We start from the raw sequence: 23,807 nt of genomic DNA, 5'->3' as shown, positions 1-23,807 counted from the left end.
ATTTAATAACTCTTTAATAAACAGCAGGTTATTGTAACTTGTCAGGTTGGCACAGTTTCTGACCTGTTAAATGGCAAGTAAATCGTTAATGAAAGGAATTCTAAACATGAAAGCACGGCTTCAATCTGTTATTGTCTCACTTGGTTTGATTAGCACAGTTGCTCTTGCCGATGAGCTGCCACTGTGGTCAGAAATGATTTCTGACACTGAAATCAAAGCACTGCAAACGGAAGCCATGGAGCAAATAGAACAAGAACTGATGAAAGAGCTGCCAGCCGATCTCGCCAGACATCACCAGTTGATTAATGAGCACCTCTTTGACCAGCAGCCATTAAATGAGACCGTTCAGCAAAATGACAACAACAGCCATTTAAACAAGAAAAAAGACGAAAATCGCATTATTAATTTTTTGAACATCAACCCGAATCAGGGAGCGCAGTCATGAGTATTTTTTCCCGTCTCAGTGACATCCTGAATGCAAATATCACCGCTCTGCTGGATAAGGCAGAAGATCCTGAAAAGATGGCTCGTCTGATGCTTCAGGAAATGGAAGAAACCCTGGTTGAAGTGCGCTCCGATGCCGCAGGTCTGATCGCCGATAAAAAAGATATCGAACGACAGCTGGCGAACAGATTGAGCAATATTGAAGAGTGGACCGCCAAAGCCAGACTGGCACTTGAGCATAGCCGTGAAGACCTTGCCCGCCATGCGCTGGCAGAAAAGCAAAGATTGCTGTCAGAATCCCGGGAAAAAGAACAGTATCTGGCAGAAATGGAACAGCAACTTGGCCGCCATGATGAAGACATACAGCGTCTTCAAAATGCCATGAAGGTAGCTCGCAAACGTCTTGAGTCTCTGCGCCTCAGAAGGCAGGTGAGCCAGAATCGTCTGAAAATGCGGGAGAGCACCCGGGAAAAAGCCCGGTTGCGTCAGGAAGCCAGGTTCGAAGAGATGGAAAGGGATCTGGATGCATTGGATAGCCAGTTAGAAGCTGAAGGTCTTGGTACTTCAGAACTTGAGCAGGAATTCCAGAATCTGGAAATAAACAGTGCAGTGGAACAAGAACTTGCCTCTCTAAAAGCATCTCTGTCCACAGAAAATCCTGAAAAAGCCGTTTGAGAATGGTTAAAACAACAATACTGAATTGATCCAAAAAGGGAGTCACAATACCTATGGAATATGTCATCGACGGCATTGTCCCTATCAGTGCCATTCTGATTTTATTCCTGTTCCTGCCTTGGCTTGTCTTCCACTACCTGACACAATTGCGTCAGGCCAGACAGTTGGATGAAGATTCTCAGGAGCTTTTTGAAGCCACTGTACACCGGGTAGAAGTCATGGAAGAACGAGTTCATGTTCTGGAGCGTATTCTGGACAATGAAGTTCCAGGCTGGAGGACTCGTCAATGAGAGTGATCAGAAAAATTTTCACTCAGCAAAAGGAAGGCGAAGCCTCTCCCGCTATCATGGGCGTGTGCAGCTATATTGCCAACCGATTTCATCTGGATGTTCTTGCGGTTCGGTTGAGTGCAGCAGGTATTGCTTATTTCACGTCAACCTCTCGTGCCATCCTTGCCTATATTGCCATTGGCGTTGTTCTCAGCATTAGCTCAGGAAAAGACACTTATCGAAGGCGTCGGGTCAAGAAAATAAAAGTAGATGTAAACTCTGAGTCGGCAGAACAAAACGACGATGCCCTTATTAATGATAAAGAAACAGCGCCTGGACTGTCTAAAACCTCTGTCAGTCAACTGGCCCGTAAAGTAACAAGACTGGAAAGTCGTCTGTCCCAAGTCGAAGACAGCGTAACGTCCAATCACTTGAAATTCGCTCGTGAGTTTCGAGATCTGCAATCTTCAGAAAAACCTGCCAGGCAAGAATCATAACCTTCCCCCCCTGCTGATTAAGACAGATTGCAATACATATTCATATCTGTTCTTATTGGCCAGTTGTTTGCTAACACAATAAAAAAACGACTTCGTACTTCTATATATTGCTACGCAGTTGAGCATGGATACCCTCCGGGCTTAAGTAGACTGTCGATACTTACTGCATAAGAAGACCATGAAAAGAGGAAGTAGCACCCGTGAAAATCAAACAATTCAAGCAACTGAAAGCTGGCTTGCTGGCTGTTTCTATTGCGCTTTCCGGCACATTGCTAACCACTCCGGACAACGTATCCTGAAGCCTGAAACTGCTGCGGGTTATGCTTCCCTTCTTTACACCATCAAAGGTGCTGAAGAGTACAACACCGGCAAGGCAGGTCCTGAAGCGCTTGCAGTAAAAGCCATTGATGATAGTACACTCGAAATTACACTTTCCGGCCCGGCCCCTTACTTTATTGCACAGCTGGCCCATTACACCGCCTACCCTGTTCCGAGTCACAAAATCGAAGAGCTGGGTAAAAACTGGGCAAAAGATAGCAACATGGTCAGCAATGGCGCGTTCACTCTGAGTGAGTGGACACCTAACGCTCAGATTCGCCTGGAAAAAAAACCCGCAATTCTACGACGCTGCGAATGTATCGCTGGATGAACTGCTTTACTACCCACAGGAAGACCGTTCAGCTGTACTGAAGCGAGTTCGGGCTGGCGAGGTTGATATTCAAACAGACTTTGCTTCTTCAGACCTGAAATGGCTGGAGAAAAACATGCCGGACTACGTGCGCATCGCACCGTATCTCGGCGTTTATTACTACCGCTCCTAAAAACTTGCTCAAACCTACTCAAAGTTATCTAAACCTGAGCGTTTTCCGCAAGACGCCAGCCGAGCAGTGCTACTGACGATTCACGTGTCGGAATCTCACCGACAGACCAAAGTTAAAACGGGGGCACCGTGTCGAAAACAACACCGCTATCTCCCTCACACAGCCCTGCCGTCGCCGAAAAGGCCGGTGGATGCTTCGATCGCTTTGGTCGCTCTGAAAAAGCCGTTCCCAGTTTCCCACGCAGAATCGCCCAGCGGGTCCATACGTGCTTGCCGTTATCCTCTGGTAACCGCAAGGCGACATGGCCCGCCCTATCGTCCCACAGCCGGGCTGTGGCACCACGGGGCAATCGCTCAGAAAACCGGAAATAACGTCGGGCTATCGCCACAGCTGCGCCATGGTGCACCGACAGGCCATACTGGCCACTGAATTTTGTCCGCCCTATCACCGACGTGTAAGCCGGGTTGACCCTGGTCAGACCGACGCCTTCACGGTAAGCACGGCTGACCAGTGTCTTATGAATCTGGTCGTATGCCAGTCCGGACAGCATCCGGGCGTAGCGGGCTGAGTGACTCTTTTCCAGCTCGTCTTTCTTTTTCCGGAACGACAGGTGCTCCATTACCAGCGGTACCCCGGCTTGCTTTGCCAGTTTAACCACCTGCTTGCAGGCGTCACCAATCACCGCCCGACGCTGCTCTGAAGTCTTGCCAAAGGTGTGACAGGGAATGGTCCATTTGTTCAGCGGGTTACCGTGGCGGTCAATCAACGCCAGGGCCAGGTGGTCGGCGTTGATATCCAGCCCCATGGCACCGGCTTCCGGGCAGGTACACGGGCGACCCCGTATCGCTGCCGTTGTCACCAGCAACCGCCAGCCCTTCTTATCGCGGGCAAACCGAAAGGACAGTGCCTGGCCATAGTGTTTATAGAGGTCACCAAACTGATCCCGACCGGCCTTCAAGCTCAACGACTTGCGTCGTTGATTTTTTTCAAGCGCTGCATTAATAGCGTCACCGCCATGGGCAAAGTGGATATTGGTCAGCTCAAGGTATTGTCCATGCTCACCGACCAAAGCATCCGGTACTCGCAAACGAGCAGACAGGGTGCCGTCTTTGGCTTGAGTCAGGGCACACAGCTGGCAGCCATGGGACTCGTCTTTACTACCAATGATAAAAAACTGTGATTGCCGGGCATCCTGCCAGTCCTGTTGCCACTCGTTATGGCCACAATAGCCGTTTTTCTCCAGGTGGAACTGTTTTTTAAACAGGGCTTTGGAGCCAAAGCAGATAGCCGGGTCATTGTTTTCCAACCTCTGCCGTATACGAAGCAGATGAGCCTTTAAGGTTGACAGCCGTCGTTTAGACTGGTGCAGGCCAAAGCGCAATTGAGCTCGTTTTTGAGGATTTTCTTCTTTGTTCAGTGCCTTTGCCTGTTTCTTTATGTGCCGATGCTTTGCCTTGATGCGACGCTGGTAACTGTCTTCACTGTTTGCCAGATTGGATATGACTGAGCGAATCTTACCCTCAAGGCTGGCTTTCGCTGCATTAAAGTACCGGGCAGGAATCCGGTTGCGGGCAATGGTCTTGTTTTTCAGGGAAGCCAGTGATTGTCCCTTACGCCACTGGACATATAATCCACGTTCGATGGACGACATCAACCCGGCGATAGCGGACAGGGCGGCATTCTGGGCAGCGGAGATGTTCAGGCGGGTCTGGAAGGTCAGTGACAGACTGTCAGTCATAAACGAGCCTTTTTCGCTCATGGCTGCTTCTTCGCTCATGGCTTCCCAGTATCCTCTACAACTTTAGTCAATTTCTCCATCAGCTGCTGATTTTTGCGACTGCGGCCGCCGTAGAGGCGGGCAGAAAACACAGTGATAATATCCAGAACATCCATCGCCAGGTCTTTTTTCTGGTCATGGCTGGAAACCAGGCTGTAAGCTACCGTTTTGCGCTGTACCTGTGGAGTCTGCTGCGTCATTAACTGACTGGCGCTGTAATGTTGTTGACCACCGGCAGTATGCTCAGGCACGAGTTTTCCACAAGCCTCCCAGCGACGCAGAGTAGAAGGGGGTAGCCCTAAATGGTCAGCGGCCCGGGAGATGGAGTATCGATCATTCACAACAGAACTTACTCATTTTGAATAGGTCCGAGTAACTATAGATAGGTTTTTGTTAACTGCAACAAGCCCTCTTAACCTTGATGATGATGTGCTGAAAGACCTGCGTGTCCGGAGGGCACTGGCGATGACCATTGATCGCAAAATTCTCACTGAAAAAGTGTTGAGAACGGGTGAAGTAGCGGCATACAGCTTTGTACCACCCGGTACTGGCGACTACGGCTCATCTCCTGAAGTCAGCTGGAAAGGAATGAATCAGGCCGAGCGTGTTGCCGAAGCGCAAAAGCTGATGAAACAAGCGGGTTATGATAAGTCGAATGCACCTACCATCCGGCTGAGTTACAACACGTCAGAGAACCATAAGAAGGTTGCGATTGCTGTTGCTGCCATGTGGAAAAAAGCACTGGGTGTGAAAACCGAACTGTTCAACACTGAAGTCAAGGTTCACTACGACAACCTGAAAACCCGGGATTTTCAGGCTGCCCGCGCTGGCTGGATCGCTGACTATAACGATCCGCAGAACTTCCTGAATCTGATGGAAAGCCGTAACACTTCTCAGAACTACGCTAACTTTAATGACGGTACCTACAACGATCTGATGAGAAAAGCGGAGCTGGAAGCTGACCCTGTCAAGCGTAATGAATATATGCGACAGGCTTAAGTTATTGCGCTGAACGAACTGCCAAATATACCTATTTACCACTATGTATCCAAAAACCTGGTAAGTCCGAAGGTTGATGGCTGGATTGATAACGCCTCCGATATCCATCGGGCCCGATACCTTTCTATTAAGTAACTGGACAGCCTCCTGCTGTTGTAAGTAGTTGGCCAAATGGAATCGTATATTTCTGGCTAAGTGGGCAGTTACTATGCAAGGCGCAACGTAGGGAGCATAGCCGTAGCTATGTGACCGGAGTTGCAACGCCGCAGAGTGACTGACAACTTAGTCAGAAATATATGATTTCATTTGGTTAACTACTTACAGCAGGAGTGCGCTCAAAAGTTGTCGTGCGCCACGGATGGCCATGAATAACAAAACGAAGAGGGAACTCCAGAGGAAAGAGCGAATTGTTCCATGTTCTCCTATATTCTCAAGCGGTTGCTGACGGCGATTCCGACGCTGCTCATCATCATTACCATCGCATTTTTTATGATGCGTATTGCCCCCGGTGGGCCGTTCGATCAAGAACGACAGTTACCCCCGGAAATTGAAGCCAACATTCTCAAAGCCTACGATCTGGACAAACCAGTCCATGAACAGTATTTCATTTACCTTGGCAAGTTGCTTCAGTTTGATTTTGGCCCTTCTTATAAATTCAGAGACTTTTCCGTTACTGAGCTGATTTTGTCCGGCTTACCAGCCAGCTTCCAGATTGGCGGACTTGCTATATTACTGGCGACGTTTATTGGCATTGGTTTAGGAACTCTTGCAGCACTTTATCAGAACCAGAAAACCGATTACGCCATTATGGGCGTTGCGATGACCGGTATAGCGGTTCCTAACTTTGTTGCGGCCCCAATTCTTTCCCTGGTATTTGGTGTCTACCTGGCCTGGTTACCGGTTGCAGGCTGGGGAGATGGCGCTGCCAGAAACCTGGTTTTACCTGTAATTTCTCTGGCGCTGCCACAGATCGCTTATATTGCCCGACTGACGCGGGGTTCAATGATTGAGGTTCTGCACTCTAACTACATCAGAACGGCAAGGGCTAAAGGAATTCGTGAACGCCTGGTGGTCATTTGCCATGCCATCAAGGGTGCTTTGTTGCCTGTGGTTTCCTATTTAGGGCCAGCGGTTGCCGCTGTGACTACCGGCTCGGTAGTGATTGAGTCTATTTACGATATTCCCGGCGTTGGCCGTTACTTTGTCAATGCCGCACTGAACCGTGACTATCCATTGGTGATGGGTGTGGTGATTTTCTACGCAACCCTGATTCTCCTTATGAACCTGATCGTGGATGTGGTGTACAGCTTTCTGGATCCAAAACTGAGGGTTAGCGGATGAACAACATCATGAATGTGAACGATAAACTGGCCACGTTTAACGACAACTTTTCAGATTCAGCCGATTTAACTGAAGTTGCTGGCCGCTCTCTCTGGCAGGATGCCCGTATTCGCCTGATGCGAAACAAGGCTGCTGTGGTTTCAATGATCATTCTATCCATCATTACATTGATGGCTATTTTTGCTCCCTGGCTGTCATCTCACCCTTTTGATGAGGTCTATTGGGACTTTATTCAAGTGCCTCCCAACGCTGCTGAAGGCTTCTGGTTTGGTACCGATGAGAATGGTCGAGATCTGTTTGTCCGCACGCTCTATGGAGCAAGAGTTTCGCTCATGGTTGGGCTGGTAGCCACAACCATGTCACTGGTCATCGGTGTCGTTTATGGCGCTGTAGCTGGCTATATGGGTGGACGTATCGATAACATCATGATGCGTTTTGTGGACATTCTTTACTCCCTGCCTTTCATGTTCTTTGTGATTATTCTGATGGTGATCTTTGGTCGCAACATTTATCTGATTTTTGTCGCATTAGGTGCTGTTGAATGGCTTACCATGGCCCGTATTGTGCGAGGCCAGACCCTGGCGGTTAAAAAGAAAGAGTTTGTTGAAGCAGCCCATGCCAGTGGCGTGTCAACGACAAAAATTATCTTCCGCCATATCATTCCCAATATTCTTGGCCCGGTGATCGTCTATATGACACTGACAATTCCCCAGGTCATTCTGACGGAAAGTTTTCTCTCATTCCTGGGTCTCGGGGTTCAGGAGCCTTTGACCAGCTGGGGCGTTTTGATTTCCGAAGGGGCAAAAGTCATGGAATCCGCGCCCTGGATGCTGGCATTCCCAGCCACTTTCCTGGCCATCACACTTTTCTGTTTCAACTTCATTGGTGATGGTCTGCGCGACGCACTGGACCCAAAGGATCGATAATTATGAACGAGAACAGCATCATTCTTGAGGTCAAAAACCTCAATACCCGCTTCGATACGCCGGATGGTGAAGTAGCCGCCGCCAATGAGATCAGTTTCACCCTGAAGAAAGGTGAAAGCCTGGGTGTCGTGGGCGAATCCGGTTCCGGAAAAACCCAGATATTTATGGCCTTGATGGGTTTATTGGCAAAGAATGGCAAAACCACGGGTGAAGCTATCTTTAAAGGCCAAAACATTCTTGGACTGCCCGTTAAAGAACTGAATAAGGTGCGCGGCGTTTCTCTGTCCATGATTTTTCAGGACCCAATGACATCCCTGAACCCCTATCTGAAAGTCTCACGACAGATGACTGAAGTCCTGATTGAACATCAGGGTATGAGCCAAAAGAAAGCCCTGGAGCGATCCATTGAAATGCTGGAACTGGTAGGCATACCAGAGGCCCGCAAGCGGGTTCATATGTACCCCCATGAGTTCTCTGGTGGCATGCGTCAGCGAGTTATGATCGCTATTGCACTGCTCTGTGAGCCGGACCTGTTAATTGCTGATGAGCCAACCACTGCGCTCGATGTTACCATTCAGGCTCAGATTCTGGACCTGCTCCATGACCTGAAAGACAAGCTGGGTATGTCCATTGTGATGATTACCCATGACCTGGGTGTCATTGCCAGTATGTGCGATCATGTGATGGTGATGTATGGTGGTCGTGTGGTTGAAACCGGATCCGTACAAGCACTCTTCAGTGATGCAAAACACCCATACACCCGGGGTCTTTTGCAATCCATGCCGAGAATTGATGGTGATCATAATGAAGATCTCTACGCAATTCCCGGACAGCCTCCCAATCTTCAGGCACTGCCACAAGGTTGTGCATTTCAGCCCCGATGCCAATATGCGACCAATCTCTGTCAACAGGAGCGCCCTCAAACCACTGAGTTTGATGCTGGTCGAACGGCCTCTTGTCATCAACTGAGTTCAGCTTTTCACGCCAGCAGCCCTGTTAAAAATAATCCTGTTAATGTCGTGGAAGGTGTTTTATGACTGTTACTGAGCAAGCGCCAATCCTTACAGTAGAAAACCTTAAGGTGCACTTCCCCGTCGATACAGGCACATTCTTCACGAAAAAAAAGACTTTGAAAGCCGTCGATGGTGTCAGCTTCCAACTTCATGAAGGTGAAACCCTTTCTGTCGTTGGTGAGTCTGGCTGCGGGAAATCCACGCTCGGTAGAGCGGTTCTGCAATTACTGCACAATACTGATGGGCAGGTTGTCTGGATGGGGCAGAGCATCACCGGGCATTCCGTAAAAGAGATGCGCCCTTTGCGCAAACAGATGCAGATCATTTTTCAGGATCCGCTGGCCAGCCTTGATCCACGCATGACCATCGGCGAGATTATTGCTGAACCACTGGTCACCCATCATCCAGAGCTTGCCGGTGAGGCGGTCAGGGACCGTGTTCGTGAGATGATGAATATTGTTGGCCTGTTGCCACACATGATCAACCGTTACCCCCATGAGTTCTCAGGTGGACAGTGCCAGCGAATCGGTATTGCCCGGGCAATGATTCTTCAACCCAGGGTGATCGTCTGTGATGAACCTGTGTCCGCACTGGATGTCTCTATTCAGGCGCAGATCATTAATCTGCTGGGAGAGTTGCAACAGAAGTTTGGTCTGTCACTGCTGTTTATCAGTCATGATCTGTCCATTGTCCGTCACATCAGTCACCGGGTAATGGTTTTGTATTTGGGTAATGTTATGGAGATTGCCGATAAAGATGATCTCTATAACTCGCCAAAACATCCTTATACACAGGCTTTGATTTCCGCAGTTCCGGCTCCGGACCCTGCAGTGAGAAAGAAGCGGGTAGTATTGAAAGGCGATTTACCTTCACCGATTGATCCACCGTCAGGCTGTATCTTCAGGACTCGCTGCCTCTACGCGGACGAACAGTGCTCACAGAAAAAACCAGACCTTGTTGATTGCTCCACGTCCGGATTGAATCAGCGTCACCAGGTTGCCTGTTATAAAACTGATATAATCTACGGTTGACCACTATGCGGGGTGATTTACTCCGCTCTTCAATGCTGCTGATTAAAACCGAAAAGCTGCGTAATAAAGTATGGCCTGCTCTATCCCTGCCTTGAAGGTCTCGATGGTTCGGCCGGAGAATTAATACCATGTCTATGGGGGAACAATCAGAAGAGGAAGGGACTTGAAAATAAACCGGGAACTGTCTCAAGAAAAGATGACAGGATTTGAAAACACCAACAATAGCACTTCATAGTTAAGAAAAGTGGCTCCCCGAGCTGGACTCGAACCAGCGACCCAATGATTAACAGTCATTTGCTCTACCAACTGAGCTATCAGGGAACTAATCGACAGTTTTACTGTACTGACAACAGTTTCTTCAACAAGGGACTTTTTATGAGCCTCAATGCTGTATGGTGGGTCGTGTAGGATTCGAACCTACGACCAATTGGTTAAAAGCCAACTGCTCTACCGACTGAGCTAACGACCCATTCTTACCTCAGCCACAGGCTAATATACAGAATAAGTGGCTCCCCGAGCTGGACTCGAACCAGCGACCCAATGATTAACAGTCATTTGCTCTACCAACTGAGCTATCAGGGAACTGATCGACAGTTTTACTGTACTGACAACAGTTTCTTCAACAAGAGACTTTTTACAAATCTCAATGCTATATGGTGGGTCGTGTAGGATTCGAACCTACGACCAATTGGTTAAAAGCCAACTGCTCTACCGACTGAGCTAACGACCCATTCTTACCTCAGCCACAGGCTAATATAGAGAATAAGTGGCTCCCCGAGCTGGACTCGAACCAGCGACCCAATGATTAACAGTCATTTGCTCTACCAACTGAGCTATCAGGGAACTATGCCTGGCAGCGACATCTCGTCACCAACCAACGGCAGCGAATGATAAGGTTATTTTGCCGTGAGTCAAGTATTCCACTGCAAAAAACTTTTTAAAAAGGCTGTATATATGGCATTTTTCAACCGCTATACGTCCCTAGAGACCATCCGCACTCTCGGACAGGTATTGGGCCACACCGTCTGGAGAGGCTGTCATGCCCTTGTCGCCTTTGTTCCAGCCAGCCGGGCAGACTTCACCGTGCTGTTCGTGGAACTGCAAGGCGTCAACCAGACGAATCAGTTCATCCATATTACGGCCCAGCGGCAGGTCATTGACGATCTGGGAGCGAACCAGACCTTCCTTGTCGATCAGGAAAGCACCACGGAATGCCACACCACCTTCTGATTCAACGTCATAAGACTTACAGATGTCGTGTGTCATATCAGCAGCCAGAGTATATTTCACCTGACCGATACCGCCCTGATCCACAGGCGTATTACGCCACGCATTGTGCGTAAAGTGAGAATCGATAGAAACGCCGATCACTTCAACACCCCGCTCCTGGAAAGCACTCATACGGTGATCCAGGGCAATCAGTTCAGAAGGGCATACGAAAGTGAAGTCCAGAGGGTAGAAAAACAGCAGACCGTACTTGCCACGAATGGCTTCGGACAGGGTAAAAGCATCAACAATAGAGCCGTCACCCAGTACAGCAGGGACTGTGAAGTCAGGAGCCTTTTTGCCTACTAAAACGCCCATAAGTATTTCTCCTACGCTTTATGAAACTGTCAGTTAACAAGCTGTCATATAAAAAGCTATCATTTACAAAGTTGTGCGTATTAATACGAGAGTACAAGTAATATCTCATCTCACATTGAATCACGCATCACAAAAACCGCGCATACAATGATACACATGACCACGGTTTTCGCCTACCGCAGTAGAAACAAATGATTGCTTTTTTTATCACAAGCCAATAGATAAAGGAGCAAGAAGAAAAATACAACCCGGAGCCTGTTGACGCGCCCCCTTTACTAAAGACTGGTTCACCCGAAGCCCACTCAGTTCCTTCCCAAAACTCCCAAAGCATTATTAGGGTAGCGAATTCTGAACGAAGACAGGGATCAGACAGCTTTCATTTTTTCGCATTAAGAAAATGAACTAATTGGGAATTAAAATATCAAAGTATGTGTAGAAATAACTTCTTCTGGCGTGTGTCTATGCAAAATACTGGCGTTCCTGCAAGGACGGTGCTTTTCTGGAATGTAGCACCGGATAATGATGTCAAAAAACCAAATCCCACAAGAAAACCAGATATCGGACATACCAGCGGAGGGCTGAAGGTTACCCCACATCCGCCATCAAACTACGTCCTGTCTGGAGAAGACTCTGCATTTTCTCCCCTTGCCAGGAAATCTGAACAGACAACAAAAACGACGCAAAATGAATCAGAAAGCGATTCAGAGTGTGATCAGGAAATACTGGAAGCATTTGCTGGCATATCAATCTCAGATCACACTAATATCGATAAACATCAACGCCCCGGGCACAAGCCTGAACATTTAAATGAAAGGGTCATGTTAAAAGCCAAAACGAAGCTATCGTTCAAGAAAAAAAATAGCCCTCCAAAACCGGTAAGGCTCCACTCTTATCCCGGTACTTCAGGGCAGCAGGTAATATCTGCAGCAACTTTACCCATAGCCTTTGTAACAACAGATGCAACAATGTTCAGCCCGGGCAATACCAATACTGAACCTTCGCCCAAAAAGCTATGCAACTCAGCACCCCCGGTAAATGCTGCCATAAACTGGCAAGAGCCTCAGGATACTCCGATGACTGAACAGTCAGGCTTACCTGGATTTCACTCCTTACCTTATGACTTTGCCCCGGGAGAGGAGCCTTTGGAGTAATTACAGCAGAGAGGAGAAACTGACAGGGACTCAATGAGTCAGGTAATGAACTGACCCGGAAGAAAGGTAGCCTTCCGGTTTTATCACACCGGAAGGGAAGGGTAAAAACGATTGTAAAATCAGTCTTCTGCACCTTCATCAGAACCAGCCGCTTCAGCAATCAACTGCTGCAAGTCACCGCTGTTAAACATATCAATAATGATGTCACTGCCACCAATCAGCTCACCCTTAATCCACAGTTGTGGGAAGGTCGGCCAGTTAGCATACTTGGGAAGATTGGCACGAATCTCCGGGTTAGCCAGAACATCCACAAAAGCGAACTGTTCGCCACAGGCCATCAACGCCTGAACCGCCTTGGCAGAGAAACCACACTGGGGCAACTTGGGAGAGCCCTTCATGTACAGCAGAATAGTATGGGATTCAACCTGTTCTTTTATTTGCTCCATTACGTCCATGAGACGACCTCTTCTTCATTGGAATCATAAAACAGGATATTTTAAAGAAAATACCTGACTGTCACCATATGTTATTACATATAGTCGAATAGAAAAAACCAACAACAGGATTGTAGACATCCAACTTTCCTGCCACCATCGGCTGACCGACTATGGAACTGCAAGTTAGGAATCAGCCATGTATGTACCGGATAAACCCCTTCTCTCTTATCCCTGGTGGCTAATGCCTTTTTTCTGGAGCCAGAAGCGTCGCTATGGAAAAGTCCTAAAGCCGGGCTTGTTATGGGCAAGAGTTCCCCGGTTATTTGCCGCTGTAGCCACGCTCTACGGCGTACTGGATCGAAAAAAGTCCCCCCTGTCGCCGGAGCTGCGTTCGCTGGTTACCGTCAGAGTATCCCAGGTCAACTGGTGCGCCTTCTGTGTTGACATCAATGCCATGACCCTGGCAAAACGTGCAGGCAGCATGGATAAAGTCGAAGCACTGGATAACTGGCAAGACTCTGACCTTTTCAATGCTCAGGAGCGTATTGCCCTGGAATATACCGAAGCTGTTACCTACAGCGACCGACAGGTAACCCCTGAGCTGATGACGCAGCTAAAAGAGTATTTCAATAATGACGCTGTTATTGAACTGACTGGCCTGATCGCTTTTCAAAACATGTCCAGCAAATTCAACGCTGCCCTGGATGTGCCAGCAGAAGGTTTCTGCAAAATTCCGAAGAGATGAACATTTCCTGCAAGTGCTGGCACCAATAAACCCGACAGGATCATCAATCCCTAGTGAGGCTTCTTGGCACCACGGGTGATTTGGCCAACTTCTTTCTGCGTTTGGGCATTTCACCGTGACTACGGATGGTACTCAACTCTGCGCTGGTGCCTGGTCTCGATGCCATGCTTTCGGCGTTGCCCGTACTTTCCAGAAGTCCAAAATATCCCGGCTTGCTGATATCTGGTACTACTCGGTTCGTCAGGAAATCCTCAAAGGTTTTATTTGATGACAACGCCTGATGGTCCAGGCAGAAATTGAAATAGGCCGATAGAGTCGGTCCTGTCTCCTTGAGCGTGGGTGTGGTTGTCAGGTCAGGGGCAAGGATTGGTGACATTAATTGCAGGGTGACAGGATCAAAGTATTTCGCGTTATGTATTTGGCTCCTGTCGCTGCAGTTAGGGTGTCTATCCCTGTATTGCATCAGATAACCGTGTATGTCGTTAAGGTAATGCATGGCGGAAGCTGTGTCAGGGATGATCTCTGTTTCTACTGTTTTAGCGATTTGTTCGTGGCTCTTTGCATCCTCCCGCCACTGGGTACAGAGTTTAGACAGTTGCTGGTCCCGGCCTTTGAACGCCCTGCAGACCATCAGTTGCAGAACATCACTTTTATGATTGCGCCAGATGTGGGGCTTGGTTACCAGCATAAATGCAAACGCGTCAATATCATCAATGCAGTGAATACCTTGTTGCAGCATTTGCTGAACCACTTGCTCAAATCGCTCGTGACGGTCGTGCGTGGGAGAGCTACCGCGCAAATAATAGAGATTAAAAGACATTTCCCAGGCAAACGTAACCAGCAGGTGACTGACTCTGTCGATGGCACAGATATTTCCACAACCCAGGGCATCAAACCAGATATCCTTGACAAGTCGTAAAAATGACAGGCAATCCAGTGGCTCTAACTGAAAGTTAAGTTCATTGGAACAGATACTTATGCTGGAGCTGAAATCCACTTGTACAGCATTGTCAACAAGCAGCTCTGGCCAGCTTTTGCAAATAACAGCGCCCTGTCGTTGCAATGTGCTGGGCCATTTATTGACCATAGTTACGATGCTCTGGCGATCTGGCCAGAAGGAAGAGTATTGACGATTGAGATTCTCAGCGGCGGTTTTTACACATGATTTGGTGTAGCTTTGCAGTTCCATCAACAATCGCAGTTTGCCCTGAACCCCTGCTGTTGAACTCAACCCGTTTTCAATGCACTGTTTAATGGTACCCAGTGTATCACCGTTGTCTGACTGAAGATGACCAATGATCTCACTGTTGCTTGGGGTGATATTGCGCTGGACCAGGGCTTTTTCCGACCTGGCGATTTCCTCGGTGGAATAGCCCTGAATCTTCAGGTGCTGCTCTTCATCAGAAGCCAACGTCGTATTTCGCCGACAAAACGCCGTAGCTTTATGGGTATCCGGCAAGTGGGTGGCGGCGGAACTTGCCGACGGATCATCAGGGGGAGGGAAATTCCAGCCAGAGTTCACTGCACCAGAGATTGCCGGTTGCGAAGAGGGGTTTGACATACCTTTCCTCTTATCTTCACAAAACAAGTGAAAGTTGGACAAAATTCCTGAATATGACCGACATTCTGACAACTGCTGAAGAATAAAGTTCACCGCCGATCACTCGAACGGCCCTGGTTTGACACAGGGCTTATGCACGAGTAACCTCTCTCGCGCTTTTAGGACTGATTAACAGCCTCCTGGAATCAATGTTTGAAGTAAACGTCGGAGTTTAAATATAAAAACCGAATACTTTATGTTCAAACTGTAAAAAAACCACAGCTACTGATTTAACCCGGATATTTCATAAACTGCCCCGAATCTCGCGTAGGACTTTGCCGCTCTAAGGGATTTTGTGAGGGAGCGCCGTACCGGGGAGTACGGTCGACTGAGCAAAACTCCCTTAGAGCGGCAAAGGACAAGCGAGAGCGGGAGCACGTTTATGAAATATCCGGGTTAACAGTAGCCAACGACCCAATTTCAACGTTCACATCTTTTGGCAGTCGGGAAACTTCAACCAGGCATGGAAGGGTTCCCGAAAGAACTGCATTTACACCTGATTAATGACTATTCAATCTATTACCAAACCACTGATCGTTCTGCTGATAACTGCCGCTATTCTGGCTATCCCGCCAGCCCGTGAGTGGCTATTTGAGATGATCCGGATTCTTTCATCGCTGGATATCGACAAGGTACGCACCTACATTCTCAGTTTCGGACTATGGGCCCCTCTGGTGTCAGGACTACTGATGGTTATCCAGGCAGTAGCAGCGCCGCTGCCTGCTTTTATTCTTACCTTTGCCAACGCCGCCATTTTTGGCTGGTGGCAGGGGGCACTGCTATCCTGGAGCAGCGCCATGATTGCGGCTACACTCTGTTTCTTTATCTCCCGCTGGTTTGGGCGGGAGGGAGTGGCCAGACTGACCAGTCACTTTGCCCTTGATCAGGTAGATGACTTTTTTGCCAAACATGGCCAATACACCATACTCATTGCAAGACTTCTGCCTTTTATATCCTTTGATCTGGTCAGCTATGGAGCAGGCCTGACATCGATGAAATTGCGGTATTTTCTTGTGGCTACCGGTATCGGGCAGCTGCCAGCCACACTGATTTATTCTTATGTCGGGGAAATGCTGACCGGTGGCAGCCGTCTTGCCGTGATGGCACTGTTAACACTGTTTGCCATCTCCGTACTGATCTTTTTCCTGAAGTCTGTCTATTTCCGTGAATCGAGGCCTGTTGGCAATGAATAAGAAACCAGTATTATCCCAATACCTCAAAAGATGTATTTTCTTCTTCCTGTTACTGATTCTGCCCTTCAGATTCGCCTGTGCAGTACCGGAGGATTATTTTATCAGTGCAGAAACGGTTGCCAGCAATCCCGACCATTACCTGCTGATCGATGCCCGGGCATACTCTGAGTATCTCAAGGGACATATCCCGGGAGCCCGCTCCGTTCAGTGGCAATCACTTTCTGATATGAATGGGGCAGCCGGTAGCGAGAACTGGGCAACAGTTCTTAACAATAAGGAGCTGGAATACCAGATACAGAAGCTGGGCCTGACCCCAACAGATAATATTGTCGTTTATGCCGATGCTCAACGGGGGTGGGGTGAAGATGGACGAATTGCCTGGAGTTTGCACGTGGCAGGGTTAAAGAATGTCCGCATTCTTAATGGCGGGTATTCTCACTGGAAAAAAAAAGGGCTGAAAACCACCATCATCCCAACCTTCTTCAATACCAAAAGTGATTACACGATAACCCAACGGGATTCTTCAGCCACCATTCATACCAAAGCCCTTTACCGGGACTACTCACAGTTTCGTGTTATCGACTCGCGATCACCGGAAGAGTTCCACGGCAAAATGGACTTGGGTGAACAGCGCAAAGGGCATCTTCCCGGGGCAGTGAGCTTACCATTTCAACAGATGTTCACAGCCAGTGGCACCTTGAAGTCATTTGACGACATTAGCCGAATGTTATCGGATCAGGATATTCAAAAAAACAGCCCGATTGTCGTCTACTGTACCGCCGGTATCCGATCCGCACACATGGTGATGGTGCTGAAGGCGGCTGGCTACACCAATGTCAGGAATTATACGCCCTCATTTTACCATTGGGCTACGTTATCCTACACCCCGATTGAATGACAACATTGAAGGTCCTCAGATAGGTACCGAAGGTACGGAGGTTAGTAATGAGTGAGCCTTCAGAAGGATGATGATGTCTGAGTAGGATTTAACTTTTGCTTCTGGGGCGGTCAAGCCTGGTCGCTGTTGTCCACCAAGGAATGAGGCGCGGCCTAACACTTTAATCTTTTTAGCTTTCATCAGCTCAGATTCTGCAAGTTTCAGTGGTGTCATTCCATCCCGGGTTATTTCCTTGGTAGAAGCACCTCTGGCGAGCAGGTGCTGAACTGCTTTTACATGACCTCCATGGACTGCATAATGGAGGGGGGTCATCATGCCGATGTTGTCTATTTTAAGCATCGCATCCGGTATGACCCGTTGGCCATTTAACGCCACGCCTCTCAGGCGACACTCCTGTTTGAAGCACGCCAACTCCAGTATTGCCCTGGCTGCCTGATAATCCTTAACCCCCGTTTTTGTTGTGACACCCACTCGTCTGCCGGTGGTAGCATTGACAAAGGCACCATGGTCAATCAGTTGAACTATAACTTCTGACTTACCTGATTTAGCCGCAAGATGCAGAGGTGTTTGTCCCTCGTTGTTTCTGGCATTGACGTCAGAACCAACCAGTACCTCAATGGCGTCTTGCGGATGGCGGCTGTAGACTGCACAGTGCAGGGGCGTCCATCCACGGTGGTCACGGGCATTAACATCGGCACGCCGGGTTATCATGGCCTGGATTTTGTCTTTTTGTCCCTCTTTAACCACCTCGTAAAAGGCTGATTGACCGGAACCTGGGTAATGAAGTTTTTTTATGTCAGCATTCGGGGTATTGGCGAACAATTGGTCGAATAAATTCCAGTCATTGATTTCAATCAATGCGCCGAGTAATCCTGCACGCATATCGTCACAGGGCGCCTCAGAGTTACATATGGCAAGGGTTAACGACCTGATTATGGGTACAGTCAGTTTGTTTTCGTTGTTTATCCAGCTCCATAGCGTCTCACCACTGCCAATAAGTACATCGGTGGCTGCACCAGCGGTCAGCAGGAGATCAACAATCTCTGCCTGGCCGGTGTCAATAGCAATGTGCAGCGGTGTTTTTCCGTACAGTTTCTGGCAGTCTTCCCTTTCACCGTTATTGACCGTCGAATTGTCGGTTCCCTCCCTCATTTCCACATGCATAAAAAGGTGCTTTACCATTTCAAGCCCAAACGGTTGTGGCAACCGTGAGGATTGGGCATTGATATTGGCACCCCTGCCAAGCAACAACCGGATGGCATCCTGTTTTCCATGTTCCACGGCAAAATGCAGAGGGGTCCTGCTACCGATGTTGATATCAGCACCTTTGTTAAGCAGAACATCAATGATATTGAGGAAACCATTTGCAGCTGCAAAGTGAAGTGGGCGTCTTATATCCGGGGCGTAGCCATTAATGTCGGCACCGCAGTCAATAAGAGCCATTATGGCCACTTCATGACCATTTAATACTGCAAGCTGGAGCGGAGTCTCAGGGTAATCCGCTGTTGTGAGCGCATTGACGTCGGCACCATGTTTGACAAGATGCCTGATAGTCTCCTCATCACCTTTGCCAGCGGCGCAGTGGAGGGCAGTTATCCCGTCTTTGGTGCAGGCATTGGCATTGGCACCGTGTTCAAGCAAACCATTGACAATATCAGAGCGACCTCCTGCGGCTGCCACGTGGAGTGGCGTATCCTCAGGGTACAAACAATGAGTAATTTTACGTTTACACATTGGGCAACCGATATCGGCATGACCTGGATCATTTAGCCACTTATCAATGCACGACTTGTGATGGATATGGGTGCAGGGAAACATTGCTGCAATGGGGCTTTCATCGAGACCCCCAAGGCAGATAGCGCATATTTCAGTTTGTTTACCCTCTCGTTCAGAGACTAACGGGGCTGCTGATGGTATCGGATTACAATCATTGAATGAGAAGGTATTCACAATTAAATATCCCCTTTTATGCTAGTAATCACTCATAATTCGAACTGTCTTATTAATGGGTCTGACTGATCCATCGACGAATAGTTCAGTTCCTCATGTAGAAAAAGCCGGAGCCCTGCTTCTCAGAAGTATCGATCGAAAAATACGCGAAACGGTTGGAAAGAAATCAGTGTCTTTGACGACGAATGGATTGGCCGGGGCCCATAAGTAGTTAACAGTGTTGAGTCATCAAATCAATGTTACCGCAGGTTTTTAGTAGCGGTACGGATCCGGCCAATCCAGTAGCACTATGGATTAATTGCTTTTGCTAATCGCCTGCCTGTAAAGAGGATCCACTTTCCTGATATTGGCATTCAGTCCGTTTATACGGGTATCGTGGGACGGGTGTGTGCTCATAAATTCCGGCACGCTGCCACCACTTTGCGCTGACATCTTTTTCCACAAGCTGACAGAAGCCTCCGGGTTATATCCAGCCCTGGCCATCAGCTCTAAACCAATAAGGTCAGCCTCGGCCTCATTGGTACGACTATTAGGCAAGGTAAGCGCATAATTTACCACGGTACTGCCAACACTCATTAACTCAGGGCTGACACCCAGAAGAATTCCCAGGGTATCCTGCCCTAACTGCACTGCATACGCCTGCGACATAGACTCCCGCCCATGTTCCCTGAGTGCATGAGCCATTTCGTGTCCCATAATGGCGGCAATTTCATCATCCGTCAGCTTCAGAGTGTCAATAATGCCGGTATAAAACATAATTTTGCCCCCGGGCATGCAGTAGGCATTCAGCTGTTTATCCGTCATCAGATTAACTTCCCACTGCCAGCTTCGGGCATCCTGTCTGAACACTCCAACATGGGACACGAGACGGTCAGCAATCCTGCGCAGACGTTTCACATCTGCGGGCTTGCGGTTCAGCACTTCTTTTTCCCGAGCTTGATTTAGAGCTTCCTGATAAGCCCTGGCAGACATGGCATTCACCTGGCTTTCAGAGAGCAAAGAGAACATTTTCTGCTCACGCTGAACACCAATAGTCCCTGAGTTAGTTGTTGATACCGTCTGACACCCTGCCAGAAAAATACTCAGGCTCACGACCAGAACTTTTAACCACTTCATCCCCAATACCTGTTTCTTCACAACGTTATGACTGCCATTAAACCAAAATCGCTACCGGTAAGCACGGCTATCTCGGTATTTAACAGCAAGTTATTGCACAATTCACCCGAGGTATTGATAACGGACATAATAAAAATAATTACGAATTACACTTTTATACAATTTCAGACTACATTAATTCCTGATTGTTTCAAAGACACATGACTAACCATTTATAGGTAAAGAGATCATCAAGACACACATACTAAATACTGGCTGACTCACCACCTGATATTCTTATTTCATCAGATAATTAAAAACCATTAAGGGTAGTAAAATGGACGGCATTCTCTCTAAAAACTATCAACAGACATCTCCCTTGGTTACACTGTCATCACAACCCCTTCAGGAAGCGGGATCATCAAAGCCTTCTGTCATTAGTATTACCCCAACCAGATATTTACCGGGCGCACAGGGTGAAAACCCATTTTTCAGGTCATTCACTCATCAATCTCATCAACCTGTTGGTACGCCACATCAGGAAATCTCATACTCAACAGCTCACAATGATAACGCAGTTGACTCTCCAATACTGGCATCTCTTAAAGCTTCACATAATGCAGCCAGCATAAATCGTAAAAGAACAAACCCTGATTATTCAGCAAATAAAAGAAATGGGCAATACAACGAGGAACCATTAAACACTTCAAACGAAACCTCAGTCAAAAGATTGAGATTACATGAACAAAAAAGAGAAAAACCGGACAATAAATATTCATCGCATAAATACCATAGCAGAGAGAATGAGGATATAGAGTGTATACCAAATGATCAAATGAATAATAATAAGCCTGAGAGATCAACTAGTGCCATCGCCGAATACACAAGAAGACAAGAACTGATCCAGCTATATGCTGACATCAAACATGCTCTTAGAGATATACCAACTATAAGCAACAAACCAACAAAAAGAAATTTACTATTAACCTGCATCGGGATTGCAAAAAAGGAAAGTGACCCCAACTATACCTGTCCTAATCGTAAAAACAGGACTATATTACCCTACCCAGCCAATACTAAACCAAAAAAAAAGCAACTTATAAAAAATTTTAATGAGGCCACTCGTCGAAAAGAAATTCGTGAGCTAGTTGATGAACTGCGCCAATCCATTCCAGGAGCACACCACAAAAAAAATAGTGAATATATCACGATCAAGGAATTCCTTTCATTTATCACCAACAACCCAGAATTAAAAAAATCAAAAACCCTGTTAAATCAAAGTTCATCTTCAGTGGCAAACAAGGAATTAAGGCCAAGATTAAAACCAAGACTAAAACCAAGACTAAAACCAAGATTAAGACCAGAATTAAGACCAAAATCAGGATCTAATTTAAGATCAGAAGCAAACATAGATGAAAAAATATATTCTAATACAAAAATAGAAAAAACTGCCAAAACAGACACAAATAGAAAAAAAGGTGACAACACAAAAACAGACAAAAATGAAAAAGCAACCACAAAAAAAGATAAAACTACAGAGCCAGAAATTGATTCAGAAACAGTTTTAGATACAGATACAAAAGCAAGCCTGACAACCAGCAAAAAAACAAACACAGACAAAAAAACAGATAAAGTAATAAATTTTAAAATAGTAGAAGTTTCAGCAAAAGCCCCCTTAGAAGAACCCGATAGTAAAATAGAACCTGATTCATCTTATATAAAGACAGTTACTTTTGACTCATTACATGCCGTTAAAGGGCCTGCAAACAGTAATAGCCAAGTTAACTCCATATTGATACAGAAAACGTTGCAAAAACCAGGGGAAACAGGAAAAACACTCGAGCATTCTGAGCAACCCTGGTTTTCAGACCCTGATTTGCAGCTTCTTGAGCAGGAGTTAGTATGCTATGAAAAAGAGTCGTGCAAAACCGTTGATGAATGCTCATGGCACAGTCCGAAGGTGACTAAAGATACCCATTCTCTTGTTACCCCACCCTACTCCGCTATTCCAAGTCCACAGGCGCAAAACGAACAGGTGCAACCCCATACCTGGATTCCATCCCCCCCATCTCATCCTGATATCAGCATATACAAACCGCAAACTGGTACCAATGAAGAACTGCATCCAACAGATGACTTATCTATAATGAAGGCCATAGCTCCGCAGGAAATTTTTCCATGGTCACCTTGTCAACAGATGCAGTATGACCACTCTTCTTCAGGATCATCCTGCACTTTGCAACCACATACCTGGGAAGCACCTTCTTCAGAAGATGAGGCTACCCCCTTTGTCTTCCAGCAATACAGCCCCGGAGGGAGAGGGGCTGTAACGGATGAGACCCGGGGCGTTCCAGCTTCAGAACCAGAGACAACACTCTTTGGCTTTCAACAACACAACTCTGAAGAGAGCGAGGATGTTCCGAATGATGCCCGGGCTGTTCCAGCTTCAGGTCATGAGACAACACCCTATGGCTTTCAACAACAAAACCCTGAAGAAAGAGGGGCCGTTCCAAATGAGGCCTGGGGTGTTCCAGCTTCAGGAGATGAGACAACAGCCTTTGGCTTTCAACAACATACCCCTGAAGGGAGAGAGCCTGCACTATACGATATGACAGAAACTTTACCATTAGCATCAACACCAGAGCTATTTCAGGCAGCTCCCCAAAATACCCCACTGATAACGTATTTAAAAAACCAGATCGTCAATCTGAAGATGAGCCAGGCAGACCTGGAGTATCAAGACATGCAAACTAAAAATTTCTTAAATGGAGTCATAAACGAAAACCTGCAACTATCGAGCAAAGCAATTAATCTTGAAAAGGAAATTGAGACTCTACGAAATGAGAATTCACAACTTCAACATAAAGAACAACTGGTAGAAAGCCTGATAAAATTTTCTCGTCAAGAGGAACAACAAAAGTTTGCCAACCTGCAGAGGAACCATACATACCTGAATCAGCAACAAATACAAACTCAAACTCTGCTAGATGAAGCACAAAACGAAAACCTGCAATTATCAAGAAAATCATTAAAACTTGAGCAGGATCTGGAAATGCTTAAAAAAGAATTTGCACTACTCCAGAAAAAAGATCAACTATCAGAGAGCCTGGTGAAATTTGCTTTTCATGATGAACAAAAAAAGGTGGCTGACCTTGAACAAAAACTCAACTCTTTACAGGCCGAACGGCAGCTGATGATTGATAAAATAGAAAAATCAGATAGAGAAAAATCCCAGTTAAAAGAAGCCCTGAAAAACAATCAACCCATAACAAAAAAAACAGAACAAAAAATTTATAAAAGCCTGAGATTATAAAATAAAAAAAATACGGTACTTTTCCTATATTATTTAAGCAAGTGTAAA

Annotated in this window: 21 protein-coding genes, 5 tRNA genes and 3 pseudogenes; 15 read left to right on the top strand and 14 right to left on the bottom strand. The window is 47.1% G+C overall.

The genetic code is table 11. The annotated features are described in order from the left end of the window. The first annotated feature begins 106 nt into the window (after positions 1-106). From CX664_RS10680 to CX664_RS10660, 5 genes are all read left to right on the top strand, one after another. Positions 107-445 carry a hypothetical protein gene (locus tag CX664_RS10680; protein ID WP_101746717.1) on the top strand — a complete coding sequence of 113 codons (339 nt, stop codon included), beginning with the start codon at positions 107-109 and terminating at the stop codon, positions 443-445. Then, complete coding sequence (locus CX664_RS10675) at positions 442-1,119, top strand: PspA/IM30 family protein (protein ID WP_101746716.1); 678 nt, start codon at positions 442-444, stop codon at positions 1,117-1,119. Before CX664_RS10680 ends, CX664_RS10675 begins: the two co-directional genes overlap by 4 nt. 53 nt (positions 1,120-1,172) lie before the next feature. Continuing rightward, positions 1,173-1,409, top strand: a complete 237-nt coding sequence (gene pspB, locus CX664_RS10670; protein WP_101746715.1) for an envelope stress response membrane protein PspB — start codon at positions 1,173-1,175, stop codon at positions 1,407-1,409. Beyond that, positions 1,406-1,885, top strand: coding sequence for a PspC domain-containing protein (locus CX664_RS10665; protein ID WP_101746714.1), 480 nt, complete (start codon positions 1,406-1,408; stop codon positions 1,883-1,885). Before pspB ends, CX664_RS10665 begins: the two co-directional genes overlap by 4 nt. Positions 1,886-2,063: 178 nt before the next feature. Beyond that, positions 2,064-2,534, top strand: a complete 471-nt coding sequence (locus CX664_RS10660; protein ID WP_101746713.1) for an ABC transporter substrate-binding protein — start codon at positions 2,064-2,066, stop codon at positions 2,532-2,534. Between the two features lie 284 nt (positions 2,535-2,818). On the opposite strand, the gene CX664_RS10655 is transcribed toward CX664_RS10660, so the two are convergent. From CX664_RS10655 to CX664_RS28435, 3 genes and pseudogenes are all read right to left on the bottom strand, one after another. After that, on the bottom strand, positions 2,819-4,483 hold the full coding sequence (locus CX664_RS10655; protein ID WP_101746712.1) for an IS200/IS605 family accessory protein TnpB-related protein: 1,665 nt from the start codon (positions 4,481-4,483) through the stop codon (positions 2,819-2,821). Continuing rightward, positions 4,480-4,614: pseudogene (locus CX664_RS28440) on the bottom strand (IS607 family transposase); the annotation flags it as partial. The gene CX664_RS10655 and the pseudogene CX664_RS28440, both read right to left, overlap by 4 nt. An 81-nt stretch (positions 4,615-4,695) precedes the next feature. After that, positions 4,696-4,824, bottom strand: a pseudogene (locus tag CX664_RS28435) (MerR family transcriptional regulator); the annotation flags it as partial. A 49-nt stretch (positions 4,825-4,873) separates the two neighbouring features. Here CX664_RS28435 and CX664_RS10645 point away from each other — a divergent pair. The 5 genes from CX664_RS10645 to CX664_RS10625 all read left to right on the top strand — a co-directional run bounded on the left by CX664_RS10645 (position 4,874) and on the right by CX664_RS10625 (position 9,793). Next, positions 4,874-5,482, top strand: a complete 609-nt coding sequence (locus CX664_RS10645) for an ABC transporter substrate-binding protein (RefSeq protein ID WP_180966449.1) — start codon at positions 4,874-4,876, stop codon at positions 5,480-5,482. Positions 5,483-5,896: 414 nt separating this feature from the next. Then, the gene (gene oppB / locus CX664_RS10640) at positions 5,897-6,823 is read left to right on the top strand and encodes an oligopeptide ABC transporter permease OppB (protein ID WP_101746709.1); all 927 of its coding nucleotides are present in this window, start codon (positions 5,897-5,899) and stop codon (positions 6,821-6,823) included. Positions 6,824-6,831: 8 nt separating this feature from the next. Beyond that, entirely contained in the window at positions 6,832-7,749 is a 918-nt protein-coding gene (locus CX664_RS10635; protein ID WP_219622163.1) for an ABC transporter permease subunit, read from the top strand. 2 nt (positions 7,750-7,751) lie between these two features. Beyond that, a complete protein-coding gene (locus CX664_RS10630) occupies positions 7,752-8,786 on the top strand; it encodes an ABC transporter ATP-binding protein (protein WP_101746708.1) in 1,035 nt (344 codons plus the stop codon). Then, on the top strand, positions 8,783-9,793 hold the full coding sequence (locus CX664_RS10625; RefSeq protein WP_101746707.1) for an ABC transporter ATP-binding protein: 1,011 nt from the start codon (positions 8,783-8,785) through the stop codon (positions 9,791-9,793). The genes CX664_RS10630 and CX664_RS10625 overlap by 4 nt, the downstream gene beginning before the upstream one ends. Positions 9,794-10,038: 245 nt before the next feature. Here CX664_RS10625 and CX664_RS10620 read toward each other — a convergent pair. From CX664_RS10620 to CX664_RS10595, 6 genes are all read right to left on the bottom strand, one after another. Further along, a tRNA-Asn gene (locus tag CX664_RS10620) sits at positions 10,039-10,114 on the bottom strand. Between the two features lie 72 nt (positions 10,115-10,186). Further along, positions 10,187-10,262: transfer RNA gene (locus tag CX664_RS10615), tRNA-Lys, on the bottom strand. Between the two features lie 37 nt (positions 10,263-10,299). Beyond that, positions 10,300-10,375: transfer RNA gene (locus tag CX664_RS10610), tRNA-Asn, on the bottom strand. A gap of 72 nt (positions 10,376-10,447) precedes the next feature. Then, positions 10,448-10,523: transfer RNA gene (locus tag CX664_RS10605), tRNA-Lys, on the bottom strand. Positions 10,524-10,560: 37 nt separating this feature from the next. After that, a tRNA-Asn gene (locus CX664_RS10600) sits at positions 10,561-10,636 on the bottom strand. 138 nt (positions 10,637-10,774) lie between these two features. Then, positions 10,775-11,377 carry a peroxiredoxin gene (locus tag CX664_RS10595; RefSeq protein ID WP_101746706.1) on the bottom strand — a complete coding sequence of 201 codons (603 nt, stop codon included), beginning with the start codon at positions 11,375-11,377 and terminating at the stop codon, positions 10,775-10,777. Between the two features lie 461 nt (positions 11,378-11,838). Between CX664_RS10595 and CX664_RS26355 the strand changes: the two genes are divergently transcribed. Continuing rightward, positions 11,839-12,528, top strand: a complete 690-nt coding sequence (locus CX664_RS26355; protein ID WP_101746705.1) for a hypothetical protein — start codon at positions 11,839-11,841, stop codon at positions 12,526-12,528. 119 nt (positions 12,529-12,647) lie between these two features. Here the strand turns inward: CX664_RS26355 and grxD are convergent, their stop codons facing one another. Next, entirely contained in the window at positions 12,648-12,983 is a 336-nt protein-coding gene (grxD, locus tag CX664_RS10585) for a Grx4 family monothiol glutaredoxin (RefSeq protein WP_101746704.1), read from the bottom strand. A gap of 178 nt (positions 12,984-13,161) precedes the next feature. Here grxD and CX664_RS10580 point away from each other — a divergent pair, with 178 nt between their 5' ends. Next, positions 13,162-13,710, top strand: a complete 549-nt coding sequence (locus CX664_RS10580; protein ID WP_101746703.1) for a carboxymuconolactone decarboxylase family protein — start codon at positions 13,162-13,164, stop codon at positions 13,708-13,710. 43 nt (positions 13,711-13,753) lie between these two features. Here CX664_RS10580 and CX664_RS10575 read toward each other — a convergent pair whose 3' ends face one another. Next, entirely contained in the window at positions 13,754-15,271 is a 1,518-nt protein-coding gene (locus CX664_RS10575) for a hypothetical protein (protein WP_101746702.1), read from the bottom strand. Between the two features lie 542 nt (positions 15,272-15,813). Here CX664_RS10575 and CX664_RS10570 point away from each other — a divergent pair. Together CX664_RS10570 and CX664_RS10565 are read left to right on the top strand one after the other, a co-directional pair. Then, on the top strand, positions 15,814-16,503 hold the full coding sequence (locus CX664_RS10570; RefSeq protein ID WP_101746701.1) for a TVP38/TMEM64 family protein: 690 nt from the start codon (positions 15,814-15,816) through the stop codon (positions 16,501-16,503). Further along, positions 16,496-17,401, top strand: coding sequence for a sulfurtransferase (locus CX664_RS10565; protein WP_101746700.1), 906 nt, complete (start codon positions 16,496-16,498; stop codon positions 17,399-17,401). The genes CX664_RS10570 and CX664_RS10565 overlap by 8 nt, the downstream gene beginning before the upstream one ends. Before the next feature lie 15 nt (positions 17,402-17,416). On the opposite strand, the gene CX664_RS10560 is transcribed toward CX664_RS10565, so the two are convergent. The 3 genes and pseudogenes from CX664_RS10560 to CX664_RS10555 form a co-directional block, all read right to left on the bottom strand. Further along, positions 17,417-19,135, bottom strand: coding sequence for an ankyrin repeat domain-containing protein (locus CX664_RS10560; RefSeq protein WP_244910642.1), 1,719 nt, complete (start codon positions 19,133-19,135; stop codon positions 17,417-17,419). 3 nt (positions 19,136-19,138) lie between these two features. Next, positions 19,139-19,351 (bottom strand): annotated as a pseudogene (locus CX664_RS28120) (RING finger domain-containing protein); the annotation flags it as partial. Positions 19,352-19,645: 294 nt separating this feature from the next. Further along, complete coding sequence (locus tag CX664_RS10555; RefSeq protein ID WP_101746698.1) at positions 19,646-20,467, bottom strand: M48 family metallopeptidase; 822 nt, start codon at positions 20,465-20,467, stop codon at positions 19,646-19,648. A gap of 316 nt (positions 20,468-20,783) precedes the next feature. Here CX664_RS10555 and CX664_RS26350 point away from each other — a divergent pair, with 316 nt between their 5' ends. Beyond that, complete coding sequence (locus CX664_RS26350; RefSeq protein WP_180966448.1) at positions 20,784-23,759, top strand: hypothetical protein; 2,976 nt, start codon at positions 20,784-20,786, stop codon at positions 23,757-23,759. Positions 23,760-23,807 lie beyond the last annotated feature (48 nt).

Origin of the sequence: Endozoicomonas acroporae (assembly GCF_002864045.1) — a bacterium.
Classification (GTDB): Bacteria; Pseudomonadota; Gammaproteobacteria; order Pseudomonadales; family Endozoicomonadaceae; genus Endozoicomonas; species Endozoicomonas acroporae.
This window is presented reverse-complemented; position numbering and strand designations above follow the sequence as displayed.

What these genes read in the sequence shown, in the direction of transcription:
- CX664_RS10675 (WP_101746716.1), top strand. Translation starts at nt 442, where the DNA reads ATGAGTATTTTTTCCCGTCTCAGTGACATCCTGAATGCAAATATCACC.
- CX664_RS26355 (WP_101746705.1), top strand. Translation starts at nt 11,839, where the DNA reads ATGCAAAATACTGGCGTTCCTGCAAGGACGGTGCTTTTCTGGAATGTA.
- CX664_RS10630 (WP_101746708.1), top strand. Translation starts at nt 7,752, where the DNA reads ATGAACGAGAACAGCATCATTCTTGAGGTCAAAAACCTCAATACCCGC.
- CX664_RS26350 (WP_180966448.1), top strand. Translation starts at nt 20,784, where the DNA reads ATGGACGGCATTCTCTCTAAAAACTATCAACAGACATCTCCCTTGGTT.
- CX664_RS10565 (WP_101746700.1), top strand. Translation starts at nt 16,496, where the DNA reads ATGAATAAGAAACCAGTATTATCCCAATACCTCAAAAGATGTATTTTC.
- CX664_RS10680 (WP_101746717.1), top strand. Translation starts at nt 107, where the DNA reads ATGAAAGCACGGCTTCAATCTGTTATTGTCTCACTTGGTTTGATTAGC.
- oppB (WP_101746709.1), top strand. Translation starts at nt 5,897, where the DNA reads ATGTTCTCCTATATTCTCAAGCGGTTGCTGACGGCGATTCCGACGCTG.
- CX664_RS10570 (WP_101746701.1), top strand. Translation starts at nt 15,814, where the DNA reads ATGACTATTCAATCTATTACCAAACCACTGATCGTTCTGCTGATAACT.
- CX664_RS10635 (WP_219622163.1), top strand. Translation starts at nt 6,832, where the DNA reads ATGAATGTGAACGATAAACTGGCCACGTTTAACGACAACTTTTCAGAT.
- CX664_RS10625 (WP_101746707.1), top strand. Translation starts at nt 8,783, where the DNA reads ATGACTGTTACTGAGCAAGCGCCAATCCTTACAGTAGAAAACCTTAAG.
- CX664_RS10595 (WP_101746706.1), bottom strand. Translation starts at nt 11,377, where the DNA reads ATGGGCGTTTTAGTAGGCAAAAAGGCTCCTGACTTCACAGTCCCTGCT.
- pspB (WP_101746715.1), top strand. Translation starts at nt 1,173, where the DNA reads ATGGAATATGTCATCGACGGCATTGTCCCTATCAGTGCCATTCTGATT.
- CX664_RS10660 (WP_101746713.1), top strand. Translation starts at nt 2,064, where the DNA reads ATGAAAAGAGGAAGTAGCACCCGTGAAAATCAAACAATTCAAGCAACT.
- grxD (WP_101746704.1), bottom strand. Translation starts at nt 12,983, where the DNA reads ATGGACGTAATGGAGCAAATAAAAGAACAGGTTGAATCCCATACTATT.
- CX664_RS10665 (WP_101746714.1), top strand. Translation starts at nt 1,406, where the DNA reads ATGAGAGTGATCAGAAAAATTTTCACTCAGCAAAAGGAAGGCGAAGCC.
- CX664_RS10575 (WP_101746702.1), bottom strand. Translation starts at nt 15,271, where the DNA reads ATGTCAAACCCCTCTTCGCAACCGGCAATCTCTGGTGCAGTGAACTCT.
- CX664_RS10555 (WP_101746698.1), bottom strand. Translation starts at nt 20,467, where the DNA reads ATGAAGTGGTTAAAAGTTCTGGTCGTGAGCCTGAGTATTTTTCTGGCA.
- CX664_RS10560 (WP_244910642.1), bottom strand. Translation starts at nt 19,135, where the DNA reads ATGTGTAAACGTAAAATTACTCATTGTTTGTACCCTGAGGATACGCCA.
- CX664_RS10655 (WP_101746712.1), bottom strand. Translation starts at nt 4,483, where the DNA reads ATGAGCGAAGAAGCAGCCATGAGCGAAAAAGGCTCGTTTATGACTGAC.
- CX664_RS10580 (WP_101746703.1), top strand. Translation starts at nt 13,162, where the DNA reads ATGTATGTACCGGATAAACCCCTTCTCTCTTATCCCTGGTGGCTAATG.